Source organism: Ligilactobacillus agilis DSM 20509 (assembly GCF_001436215.1).
GTDB classification, from domain to species: domain Bacteria; phylum Bacillota; class Bacilli; order Lactobacillales; family Lactobacillaceae; genus Ligilactobacillus; species Ligilactobacillus agilis.
This window is the reverse complement of the sequence record NZ_AYYP01000012.1, coordinates 41,533-52,587: the sequence shown is the minus strand read 5'-3', so window position 1 is coordinate 52,587 and position 11,055 is coordinate 41,533. Positions and strand designations below refer to the sequence as shown.

Sequence of the window (11,055 nt, the reverse complement as noted above, 5' to 3'; positions counted from 1 at the left end):
CTTATATCAAGAGAATAGAGAATTTTTATGCTCTTTTTTGCTTTCAAGTTTCAGTTTGTAAAATGAGCCTTGCTACTAACAAATAAAGCCGGCACTTACGCACCAGCTTTATTTGTGTTATGAGTTATCTGTAAACTAAGTATAACTTTTTTCAGGTTAAAAAGCACGTTTTGCCCCCAGCCTTTCACAAAAATTAAACAAACTAGTCTTTTATAGTAAAATTTGTTAATCTAAAGGCAGCTAATTGAAAGGGGCCATAATAATGAAACTAAAACAATTCTTGCTAGCAACTATCAGTTTTGGACTGCTAGCCGTTGCACTCTTCGTGCCACAAATCAGCTTACGCTTAGCCACTCTTCCTGGCAAAAAAGCCCTCGCCTGGCTAGCCTTCTTTGGACTCTATGCCCTCTTGATTTGTCTTTACTTTTGGGTGCTTAAAAAGGACGCCTTCCACAAACTGAGTAAAAACGACTGGGTCGCTATTATCGTGGGCTACTTTGCTCTGACCATGATTAAACTAGTTTACGCTGACTTAAGCCAGTGGTTGTATCACCAAACGGATACCAAAAATGATAACCTCATCAGGGCGGCTATGGGTCATAACCAGACCACCGCCTTAATGATTGTGATTATCGCCTGCATCTTTGCACCCTTATGCGAAGAAATGCTTTTCAGAGGTATCTTCATGAAACTATTTTGGCCCCAAAAATTTTTCTTACCTATTATTGTCAGCGGACTCCTCTTTGGTCTAGCTCACTCAAACTTTAATATCTTAGGGACCCTGCTTTACTCGGCCTTAGGTTGGACCTTGGCCTTTGTTTATAAACATACCAAAAATTTAAGCGCCTCCTTGACCCTGCATGTCTTAAACAACGCGCCCGTAATCTTAGTCTTCTTCTTAGGAATTCACTAAGTTTTATTTTCCAATATCTTAATCTTGGTTAACGCCTCTTAGTGTTACAATTAAGGTAGGTTAATAACATAAAAAGGAGGTAGTTATGATGTTTAAATCATTACGCCGATTTACCTATTCACTGCTGGCTATCTTGCTTGCAAGTTTGAGTGTCCCGCTACTTGCTAAGGCTGATGGTCAAAGCACCACTACTCATACCCTTAACAGTTCATACGTAGTCTATGGGGCCGGGGTAGCATCTGAGCACTACGCTGATTTAGATAATGTCTTAGGAACAGATTCTAACTTCAAGAAGCTCACCTCAACTGCAAGCGACTACCGTAAATATATCTCTGATTCCACTAACACAACGGACGCGGCCATGATCAGTTCCGTTGCGATTGCACCAGGAGATCCTGGTTCTGGGGTGAAAGTTAATATTAAGGACTATAATGGTAGCAATAACATTACAACCGTAACCGCTCAGCAATACGCCCTCGTTGCCCAAATGGCCGGGGTTACTGACGTGACAATCGTTGTCACAGCTAACCGTCCTGTTTCTGGTGAAGCTGCCCTAACTGGGGTTTATAAAGCTTTTGCCGCTGATGGTGCTACCTTAAATACGACTAATACTGCCACCGCCAACCAGATGCTAGATGCTACCCAAGATGCCATTAACGCTAACTCAGATGATAAGACCTATCCTGGTAAGTTAATGGCAGCCGTCGGTGATACCACTAAGCAAATCGCCCAAGAAAAACAAGACGGTAACAGTTTAACTACCGACCAAATCGCTAAACTCCTGGAAGAAGCATTAGCTAAGCGGGGAATTTCAGAACAAACGACTACTAACCAAGTCAATAACATCGTTAACGTCCTCGTTAACTTCCAAAATTCACCAATTTCATCCAGTTCCAAGTACGTTTCTAACGTTGGTAATACCATCAACAACGTTAAGAACTCAACCGGCAACTTGATGAATAAGGCTAAGGACTGGGCAAGCAGCCTCGATACCAAAAAAGCTAGCGAGACCGCTCAAAATTGGTTCCAAAAATTAATCGCCTGGATTCAAAGTTTATTTAGCTAATTTTAAAATAGTCCGGATTACCTCTCCTGGTAGTCCGGACTTATTTATTTTCGTGATATAACCACTCTTCATCTAAATTAGAACCAAACAATAACTTGGCCATATAAATAATAATCCCGACAAAGGTGTAGCCATTGAGGGCCAAAATAAAGGTGACGTTACTGGTAAATACCTCTTGAAATTGAATCACTCCCCACAAAACTACCAGGAGTAAAAAGAACAACCACTTAATTCCTCGTCTTACCTTAAAATCACAAACATAGTAGCAACTAGCTAGTAGCGCTCGTATCCTAGGCGGCCAGTGCTTAACTTTCAGATTAAATTTATTCTCATCCACAGCCAAGCAAGCTAGCACGTGGTGGTAATTAACCGCCAGACACATTCCCAACAAAAGCCAACAATAGGCTAGAATAAAGCAACTGGCTGCCCACAAAATCTTACCTTCCCCCCGATTGAGGAGGTAGATTAAGGGACTAGGCACCAAACATAAAATAACTACGAGCCAAATTTTTAGTAATTTTTTCATTTTTTATGCCGTCCTAACGTTACAAATTAATTTACCCACATTGTCCCAAATAGTTTTGAAGATTTAATGAAATTTTTAAGTTTTCCTAGCAAAAAAGACTGAGACAAATTAATTCGTCTCAGTCTTTTACCTACTGTCTTCTGACATAATAATCAATCCTTTGTATGTTAGGCAATTTCGGCTTCCGTCTCAACTGCTAGTCCCTTTCTCATCCATAAAAAGTCAATGCCGTGGCTAGAAAAAGGTAATAAAAATTGTTCGTAACCCCGCTTGTAATAGAAACCACTTGCACTTTGCCGTCCCGTTAACACCACCTGGTGAGCTCCTTTGGTTAAGGCGTATTCCTCGCAAGCATCCATCAACATGGTCCCAACATTTTGGCCCCTCGCTGCTTTCGCTGTCGCCACCTGCCGGATTCTAGCAATACCTAAAGGATATAGTTGTACCGCCGCTGTCCCGATTACTTGTCCATTTAAAATTGCTACAAATACGGTTAACTTTTCTTCTAACTCTAGGTCAGGTTTGGAGCCTAGTACCTCCTCGCGTAAAGCTAACGCTGCATAGTGAACTGGACTGAATAAAGTAACTTTTCTGATTTCCATTTCAGACACCTCTTTTCATAAGAATAAGTTTTACACAAAAAATAGACCAAGTAGAATTTCCCTAATTAAAGCGTTAATCCGCCAACAAAACTGGAAACTCTCCTAGTCTGCTTTTTAATTATAGCAACTAACTTACTTTTTGTATATATAATTTGTGTAAATTTTTTGTAAAGAGTTTTGGATAATCACGAAATACCTAAAAATATTTCCAACCTAAAAAAACACCGTAACCAGGAGAAGTTACGGTGAAAAAAGGAGTAATAAAATCACTGTTAGGGGAAACAGTAATTTTTCTTCATCATTTCCTATCTATAGGGGAGATAAGTAAATGAAAAAAGTTTATTTTGGTTATTAGCCTATGCTTGTATAGTACACTTATTTTGTGAAGAAAGTGTGAATTTTGGAAAAGAACTCTGAAAAATAGTAAGTAAAATTATCCTCTCCATTTTGGCTGCTATTAAGACCTCCAACTCCGCCCAATAACTTGTACACTAAGTAAATCTAACTCCCCTAACTTTACCGTTATTTTAAGGTCTATAACTTGTCTAGCTAATTAAATTGGCATATAATGATATTGTTCATACTAAAGGGGATCAGTAACATGCCAGTCCAATCAAAAAAAGAAATTATTGCACAAGATATTATTCAAAAAATTCGTTTTGCTCAATATAAACCTGGTGACTACTTGCCTAGTGAACATCGTTTGTGTGAGTTATATGGTACTTCTCGTGAAACAGTCCGGAAAGCGTTAGCTCAGTTAACTAGCCTAGGGCTGATTCAAAAAATTCGGGGCAAGGGGTCACTTGTCTTAGACGTTCAAAACTTTACCTTCCCTATTTCTGGGGTGGTAAGCTTTAAGGACTTCGATAAGCAACAAGGTAAGTCTAGCGACATTGAGGTTTTAAACCTAAGTGAACGGACATCGCCTTCTACTTTTGGGGGACATAATTTAAACAGGCGGGCGCCTTCATACTACGTGGAACACTTGCGCTATATTGATAATATTCCCAGTGTGCTAAACCAAGAGTTCCTGTTCAAAGAAGCCGTTCCCATCATCACCAAGGCAGATGTAATCAATTCACTTTACAGTTACCTCGAGAGAACCTTAGGCCTTAACATCTCTTATTCAACAAAAGAGATTACCGTTGAACGGGTACCTGAGCGGATTGCCAAAATTCTCAAACTAACAGATGATCACTATGCCGCTGTGATTCGAAGTATGTCTTATTTGGATGACACCCGGTTATTCCAACTGACAACTTCCTACCAGCGTCCAGATAAGTTCAAGTTTATCGATTTCGAGCGCAGAAAGAATGCCGCTCGTAGCTAAGCTTAACAGTGACTAGCCTTCACTTCAAGGCTAGTCACTGTTTTTTTACTTGCTAAATTTTTCCTAGCTAACTAAAATTAAGGCAACAACACTAAAGCGAGGTCGTCAATATGATTGTTACTAAAGATTTTCCCTTTACTCCTGCTAACTCTAGTCGCACTTTACATATCTATTTGCCTGACGATTACTATCAAAGCCAAGAAGCTTATCCCTGCATGTATTACTTCGATGGTCAAAACCTGTTTTTCGATTACGAAGCTAGCTTTGGAACCTCTTGGGGCCTAAAAGACTTTCTTGATGTTTGGCCTAAAAAAATGATTGTCGTAGGCATTGAGTGTAGCCACCAAGGTAACCAACGTTTGGCCGAGTATTCTCCCTACTCATTTTTCGAAGAACCCTTTGGCCAGATAGAAGCTTACGGCAAGGAGACTTTAAATTGGTTAGTTTCAGAACTAAAGCCTTATATCGATCAAAAATTTCGCACCTATCCCTTTAGAGAAGCAACCGGAATTGCCGGCTCTAGTATGGGTGGTTTAATGGCAGCTTACGCAGGAATTGCCTTTAATAATTACTTTTCTAAGATGGCCTGCCTATCGTCTGCACTTAGCTTTAATTTTGAAGAACTGATGACCAACCTTAGTAAGCAAGAACTTAATGACGATTCGCGTTTCTACCTTTCAATCGGGCAACTCGAAGCCCAGGCAAACCAAAATCAGCTTGACCCATTCCAGACTCCGGCCGTCAAACGCAATCTCAGCCTCGAAGCCGCCTTGCAGGCAAAGGGGGCTAAAACCTACTTCTACTTACAAGAGTATGGTCAACACAACGAAGCTAGCTGGCAAGAACAAAACCAACGCTACTTAGAATTTCTCTGGTTTTAAAAACTAGTTATATTTACATTTATCGAAATTGCTCCTATAATTGACACCGAAAGGATTAATTTATAATTTTTATTATTTAGGAGTGTTTAAAAATGGATCTAGATATGTCGATTAGTCAATCCGCCCTGTCGACTGCCTATCCCACCTTAATGAGTGCCTTTCACTTATCAGCAGCCACTATCCAATGGCTTACTACCGGCTTTATGCTCGTAATGTGCATTAGTATGCCCTTAAGTCCCTGGTTGCTGAATAACTTTTCTTTCAAAACGATGTTTCTAGGAGCCCTCATCTTATTTGACTTGGGGTCCTTAATTATTGTCTTAACCCCGTTAAAACTGCAAAGTTTTGGCTTCGCCATCATGATGCTTGGCCGCATTTTAGAAGCCTTTGCTGTCGGGATTTTATTTCCTTCCTACCAAACGGTCCTCCTAACAATTACCCCGCCAGCCAAACGTGGTAGTACCATGGGGCTTGCCGGATTAGTCATGGGCTCCGCGCTAGCTTGTGGCCCCATTATTTCCGGTTTAATTCTGAAATTCTTCAAGTGGCAAAGCCTCTTTGTCGTCTTCATCTCCCTTATTTCCCTGGTTATTATTTTAGCAGCCAGTGGCTTCATTAAAGACGTCATGCCCCGTCATCCCAGCAAATTAGATTGGTATTCTGTTTTCTTCTCGCTTGGTTTAATTGGGTTAGTATATGTCTTTAACAGCCTGGCTAAGGGAACAGGTAATCTCAAAGTTAACCTCGGTCTATTAGTAGTCAGTTTAGTGCTACTAGCTTTATTTGTTTACCGGCAACTACAAGCTACTAGTCCCCTTTTAGACCTACGGGTTTTGAAGAGTTTCAACTATGACCTTGCCCTCCTATTAACCGCTTGTTCCTACATTGCCTTAATCGTAGTCACCATTATCTTTCCCCTTTATTATCAAGGTGTCCTAAGGGTATCGCCCTTTATTTCAGGCTTAGCCCTGGTCCCTGGAGCAGTCTTTTTAAGTCTCCTTAATTTTTTAGCCGGTAAATTAGCCGACCACCTTGGTTTCAAACCCACCATTTTAATTGGACTGATTATGATTAGCGGTGGTTGGTACTTAACAAGTAACCTGCTCTCCTTTCAATCACTAACCTTGATGATAATCTGTGCTGCCATCATCGAAGGAGGTAACGCCTTTGTAATGATGCCTGCTATCACCCTCGGTTCTAACTTTCTTTCTCCCAAGTTAGTTTCACATGGAACAGCTGTTATTACGACCGTCCGGCAGGTGCTAGGCTCCGCTGGCGTTGCCCTAGCAACCATCATCCTCACCCAGGTTAGTGACCACCAACAACTGCTAGGCCTAACACACCTAGCCGCAACCTTAACTGCTTTTAGTTACGTCTGTTATACCATGCTAGTTCTCGAGCTCTGTGGCTTAGGATTAGCCCTATTTATCAAAAGTAAGTAAGCAGTAAGTAAATAAGACCTGGTATCTCACCCAAAATTGGAAGAGATACCAGGCCTTATTTATTAAACTGGTAAATTGCAGCCGCTAAAGCCGCCACCATTAAAGCCATTAGCTTAAAACTTCTAACGGGCCCAATCCCCATATGGCCTGAATGTGTAAAACGGTACATTAGCACGGCTCCAATCGCTAAGGCAAGGACAAACCAACCCAAGCCCAACCATAAGTTACGCTTCTTCATCTAACAAATCCTTTCTTAATTGCGCCCGGTAAGCGAAAAATTCTGCTTTCACTTCCGCTTGCCTAACTGCATCATCAACTTGGGGCAGTTTATAACCAATGTAGTAAGGCGAGGCAATAAAGCGGGGAACCACCTTACAGATAAACTTTCCTGGCCGTTCATAAAAAAAGAGGTTATAGGAATCACACCGCCCGTTAAAATATGCCGTCATTAGGTAGCCGACCAATTCTTTCACCCCATCAGCTAACTTGGCTAGGGCTTGTCGCTTCGAAACTAGCACGTTAAATTCACTAAAACCTATCAAAGGCTGACGAGAAAGGGTAATTTCAGGACTGGCCGTCGTTTCCGCTAATAATTCTTTTCCTAAGAAATTAGCTTCCTCAAGTTGCTCGTAGGCATCTACGTGGTCAAAACCGATAATTTGGGTATGGGGATGGCGCAAACTGCCCCCCGACCTTGGCCCAAAATTACGAAACATTACCACACTTTGGTAAGCTCCGGTGGCCTGCAACTTATCAAAACAGTCCCAAAGATAATTAAATAAGCGCCTATTATAAGCATAGGAATAGTTGCTAATATCTCCGAGGTGCTCCTGGCTTTCAATCACCAGGGTTTGGTAGGTATCCTTGATGGTCGGGTACTTATTATCCAACCACAAGAAATCACCCGTTTGATCAATGATTTTCTCCAGGCTGGCCAGGTTACAAAAGGGGCAGGCATCTTGATTAGTCGGTTTTTGCTGCGCAATGGCGGGAATAAATTCTAAGGGGGTCATTAAGCTTCACCTACCTAGTTGATTTCTTAAGTAAATTATAGCGCCAACAATTTCTATTTACCAACTAGCTAGCTTTAGTAATTTTTTCTTTCCTGGTTAATGATTATTTAACTTTACCTGCTACAATAAAGGCAATTTAATTTAAGGTGGCTCAACATGAAAAAGTTTAACTTGATGCTTATCTTGGTGGCCTTGCTTGTAAGTAATCCTATAACTACCAAGGCCCAAACTAACCCTAATACCCACGCCATTAAGCTGGCACACAAACTGATTAAACAGAAACATTTTGCCGGGACTATTACCCTGGTCAAAAATGGTCAGATTATTGCCCAAATTTCAAATGGTTACCAAAATTACCAGACTAAAGTCAAAAACACGGCTACTACCCCATATATGATTGGTTCGGTTTCCAAAGCCATTACCGCTCAATTAATCGCTCTTTTAGCCCAAAATAAGAAGCTAGCTTTAACTGACCGCTTAGCCACTTATTATCCTAATCTACCTGGAGCAAGCAAGGTCACCTTAGCTGAGCTACTTAATCACCGTTCAGGCCTTGATACTAGCTATTTTTCTCTACATAAGCACTATGACTCTTACCAGACTTACCTAACAGACCTGGTACACCAGGCTAAGATTGACCCGCAAAATATTAACAGCTGGCACTATTCTTCCTACAACTATAATTTACTAGCTGGCATCATCACCCAAGTTAGCGGTCAATCCTATGCTACTTTTTTGAAGCAAGCCATAACTACCCCACTAGGCATCCACTTGGACTTAATGCAAGCCACCGCCCTTAAAAGCTATTCCTACCTAAGAGGTGGCTTCTTTAGCCAAACAGACTATAATCCTTATAATAACTACGGAGCTGGACAGGTAGCCATGAATGGTCGTGACCTTTATTACCTCTTAGCCGCCTTTTTACAAAGTAAGCTACTGGCTCCAAACTTAACAGCCACCCTTTATAATAAGCCACCTACTGCTGCTTTTCCCTATTATAGTGCCGGCTTTTACCACCTTCAGTCTGGCGTCTATCATTTACACGGAACCCAGTTAGGGGACGAAACTTCGGTTACCATCAGTCCTGACGGGCAGCAGGCCGTCCTAGTCCAGTCAAACGTTACTGCTTACACCAAGGGCGGAGTCAACTATACCTTCGATTTACCACTGTTTGCAGCCCTAAACAAATAAGGTCTCGCACCAAGGAATTATCCTTAGTACGAGACCTTTATTCAAAAGGAGTATTTATTTCTTTTAGGGGAAGAAATATCTATGAAAAAGTTTTTTATTTATTGGGTATGCTTATACTATACCGAGTGGAAGTGAAGATTTTGTGAACAATTTTTTAGGAAAGTTCGATAAAATCCTAAGCTTTTCTTAAAATCAATTCCGGTACATCTTTAATTCCAAGAACAGATCGTTATAGCGCTCCAGCCACTTAGGCCCTAAGTTCTTATAAACTTCCATCTTAGCTAACTGTTGCTTACTTGGATAGAATTGTTTATCCCCAGTTACTGACTTAGGCAATAACTTCAACGCCCCTTCATCAGGCGTTGAGTACCCGACGTACTCAGCATTTTGAGCGGCATTTTCCGGACGGAGCATGAAGTTAATGAAGGCATAAGCCCCCTTCAAGTTCTTAGCCCCCTTAGGAATTACGATGTTATCAAACCACAGGTTGGTTCCTTCCTCTGGAATAACATAGTGAAGGTGCTTATTTTTGGACAGCATATCCACCGCTTCACCAGAGTAGGTTACAGCTAGGTTACTTTCCCCGTTAACCATGTACATCTTAATTTCATCGGAAACTATTGCCTTAGCATTCGGAGTTAAGGATTTCAATTTTTCATAGGCCTGTTCAACCTGCTTATCATTGGTGCTGTTAAGCGAGTAACCTAGGCTACTGAGCCCAATTCCAATAAACTCACGGGCTCCATCAATAAACATGATTTGATTTTTAAAGCGCGGATTCCATAACTTAGCCCAAGTATCAACATCACTGGCCTGATAATATTTATCATTATAAATGATACCCAGCGTTCCCCAGAAATAAGGAACTGAATAGGCATTATGGGGATCAAAGCTTTCGTTTAAGTATTCCTTCCCAATGTATTTAAGGTTAGGTAACTTCTTTTTGTCTAACTTGACTAAGAGGTGGTCATTTCTCATCTTTTCCACCATATATTCACTTGGGACCGCTATGTCGTAGCTAGTCCCTCCCTGCTGAATCTTGGTATACATCGCCTCGTTAGAGTCAAAGGTTTCGTAGTTAACTTTATAACCTGTTTCCTTTTCAAACTTAGTTATTAAAGCCGGGTCAATATAATCACCCCAGTTATAAATATTAACAATCTTTGCTCCGGCCTGGCCCGTCGATTTATTGAGTTCATAGGCCCCTACCACCAAGACTATAATGATAACAATAATGCCAATTAAAAGTGAACGGAGTTTTTTCATTTAAGTAACGCCCCCCTTCTCTTCTTACCGCGGCGCTTCCGACTATCTTTACTAATGAAGTAGTAGCCCACCACTAACACCAAGGAAAAGAGGAAGACTAAGGTACTGAGGGCATTGATTTCTAAGCTAATCCCCTGCCGCGCCCGTGAGTAAATTTCTACAGACAAAGTGGTAAAGCCATTCCCCGTCACGAAGAAGGTCACGGCAAAATCATCAAGCGAATAGGTAAATGCCATAAAGTAACCCGCGATAATTCCTGGGGTTAGATAAGGCAAGATAACGTTGGTTAAGATTTGCCAATTATTAGCTCCCAAGTCATAGGCGGCCGAAATCATTGAGTCATTCATTTCCTGTAATTTTGGCAAGACCATCAAGACTACAATCGGGATACTGAAGGCAATGTGCGATAACAGTACCGTGGTAAAACCAAGGCCAAAGCCAGAAAAAAGATTACCTAAAAAGGTAAAGAAAATCAAGAAGCTGGCCCCGATAATAACGTCAGGTGAAACCATTAAGACGTTATTAGCCGAAAGCATCGCTGTCTTAGCTGCCCGTTTCTTGAGGTAGTAAATGCTCATGGCCCCAAAGATGCCAATCACTGTCGCAATTAAGGCAGATAAAAAGGCTAACATAAAGGTGTTAAGCAAGATGATGATGAGGCGGGTATCACCAAATAACTCTTGAAAGTGAACCAAGGAAAAGCCCTTAAAGCTACTCATCGAATCGCCAGCATTGAAGGAGTAAAAAATCAAGTAGGCGATGGGCAAGTATAAGAAGATAAAGACTAGGGTTAAATACAAGTTTGACCACTTTAATTGTTTCACC

General features: G+C 41.1%; 12 protein-coding genes. 6 read left to right on the top strand and 6 right to left on the bottom strand.

What is annotated here, in order from left to right; translation table 11 throughout:
• The first annotated feature begins 262 nt into the window (after positions 1-262).
• Together FC14_RS02035 and FC14_RS02030 are read left to right on the top strand one after the other, a co-directional pair.
• The gene (locus FC14_RS02035; RefSeq protein WP_056976131.1) at positions 263-913 is read left to right on the top strand and encodes a type II CAAX endopeptidase family protein; all 651 of its coding nucleotides are present in this window, start codon (positions 263-265) and stop codon (positions 911-913) included.
• An 85-nt stretch (positions 914-998) separates the two neighbouring features.
• On the top strand, positions 999-1,979 hold the full coding sequence (locus tag FC14_RS02030) for a DUF1002 domain-containing protein (protein WP_056976129.1): 981 nt from the start codon (positions 999-1,001) through the stop codon (positions 1,977-1,979).
• Between the two features lie 40 nt (positions 1,980-2,019).
• On the opposite strand, the gene FC14_RS02025 is transcribed toward FC14_RS02030, so the two are convergent.
• Positions 2,020-2,505 (bottom strand): hypothetical protein, encoded by a 486-nt coding sequence (locus FC14_RS02025; RefSeq protein ID WP_056976127.1) that lies wholly within the window; start codon positions 2,503-2,505, stop codon positions 2,020-2,022.
• A 167-nt stretch (positions 2,506-2,672) separates the two neighbouring features.
• Positions 2,673-3,107: a GNAT family N-acetyltransferase gene (locus FC14_RS02020; protein ID WP_056976125.1), complete on the bottom strand. Its 435-nt coding sequence runs from the start codon at positions 3,105-3,107 to the stop codon at positions 2,673-2,675.
• A gap of 601 nt (positions 3,108-3,708) precedes the next feature.
• Between FC14_RS02020 and treR the strand changes: the two genes are divergently transcribed.
• The 3 genes from treR (at position 3,709) to FC14_RS02005 (ending at position 6,760) form a co-directional block, all read left to right on the top strand.
• Positions 3,709-4,437, top strand: a complete 729-nt coding sequence (gene treR / locus FC14_RS02015) for a trehalose operon repressor (protein ID WP_050611378.1) — start codon at positions 3,709-3,711, stop codon at positions 4,435-4,437.
• A 110-nt stretch (positions 4,438-4,547) separates the two neighbouring features.
• A complete protein-coding gene (locus FC14_RS02010; RefSeq protein WP_056976123.1) occupies positions 4,548-5,318 on the top strand; it encodes an alpha/beta hydrolase in 771 nt (256 codons plus the stop codon).
• Positions 5,319-5,410: 92 nt separating this feature from the next.
• Positions 5,411-6,760 carry an MFS transporter gene (locus tag FC14_RS02005; protein ID WP_082618659.1) on the top strand — a complete coding sequence of 450 codons (1,350 nt, stop codon included), beginning with the start codon at positions 5,411-5,413 and terminating at the stop codon, positions 6,758-6,760.
• Positions 6,761-6,815: 55 nt separating this feature from the next.
• On the opposite strand, the gene FC14_RS02000 is transcribed toward FC14_RS02005, so the two are convergent.
• Positions 6,816-6,998, bottom strand: a complete 183-nt coding sequence (locus tag FC14_RS02000) for a hypothetical protein (RefSeq protein ID WP_056976121.1) — start codon at positions 6,996-6,998, stop codon at positions 6,816-6,818.
• Positions 6,985-7,773: a DUF4931 domain-containing protein gene (locus FC14_RS01995; protein WP_056976119.1), complete on the bottom strand. Its 789-nt coding sequence runs from the start codon at positions 7,771-7,773 to the stop codon at positions 6,985-6,987. The genes FC14_RS02000 and FC14_RS01995 overlap by 14 nt, the downstream gene beginning before the upstream one ends.
• A gap of 156 nt (positions 7,774-7,929) precedes the next feature.
• Here FC14_RS01995 and FC14_RS01990 point away from each other — a divergent pair, with 156 nt between their 5' ends.
• On the top strand, positions 7,930-8,964 hold the full coding sequence (locus FC14_RS01990; protein ID WP_056976117.1) for a serine hydrolase domain-containing protein: 1,035 nt from the start codon (positions 7,930-7,932) through the stop codon (positions 8,962-8,964).
• Positions 8,965-9,156: 192 nt separating this feature from the next.
• On the opposite strand, the gene FC14_RS01985 is transcribed toward FC14_RS01990, so the two are convergent.
• Both FC14_RS01985 and FC14_RS01980 read right to left on the bottom strand, forming a co-directional pair.
• A complete protein-coding gene (locus FC14_RS01985; protein ID WP_056976115.1) occupies positions 9,157-10,230 on the bottom strand; it encodes an ABC transporter substrate-binding protein in 1,074 nt (357 codons plus the stop codon).
• Positions 10,227-11,054 carry an ABC transporter permease gene (locus FC14_RS01980; protein WP_050611385.1) on the bottom strand — a complete coding sequence of 276 codons (828 nt, stop codon included), beginning with the start codon at positions 11,052-11,054 and terminating at the stop codon, positions 10,227-10,229. Before FC14_RS01980 ends, FC14_RS01985 begins: the two co-directional genes overlap by 4 nt.
• Position 11,055: the final 1 nt, after the last annotated feature.

Coding starts and splice junctions, on each gene's coding strand:
- FC14_RS01985 (WP_056976115.1), bottom strand. CDS start 10,230: ATGAAAAAACTCCGTTCACTTTTAATTGGCATTATTGTTATCATTATA.
- FC14_RS02035 (WP_056976131.1), top strand. CDS start 263: ATGAAACTAAAACAATTCTTGCTAGCAACTATCAGTTTTGGACTGCTA.
- FC14_RS02005 (WP_082618659.1), top strand. CDS start 5,411: ATGGATCTAGATATGTCGATTAGTCAATCCGCCCTGTCGACTGCCTAT.
- FC14_RS02030 (WP_056976129.1), top strand. CDS start 999: ATGATGTTTAAATCATTACGCCGATTTACCTATTCACTGCTGGCTATC.
- treR (WP_050611378.1), top strand. CDS start 3,709: ATGCCAGTCCAATCAAAAAAAGAAATTATTGCACAAGATATTATTCAA.
- FC14_RS01990 (WP_056976117.1), top strand. CDS start 7,930: ATGAAAAAGTTTAACTTGATGCTTATCTTGGTGGCCTTGCTTGTAAGT.
- FC14_RS02020 (WP_056976125.1), bottom strand. CDS start 3,107: ATGGAAATCAGAAAAGTTACTTTATTCAGTCCAGTTCACTATGCAGCG.
- FC14_RS02025 (WP_056976127.1), bottom strand. CDS start 2,505: ATGAAAAAATTACTAAAAATTTGGCTCGTAGTTATTTTATGTTTGGTG.
- FC14_RS02000 (WP_056976121.1), bottom strand. CDS start 6,998: ATGAAGAAGCGTAACTTATGGTTGGGCTTGGGTTGGTTTGTCCTTGCC.
- FC14_RS02010 (WP_056976123.1), top strand. CDS start 4,548: ATGATTGTTACTAAAGATTTTCCCTTTACTCCTGCTAACTCTAGTCGC.
- FC14_RS01995 (WP_056976119.1), bottom strand. CDS start 7,773: ATGACCCCCTTAGAATTTATTCCCGCCATTGCGCAGCAAAAACCGACT.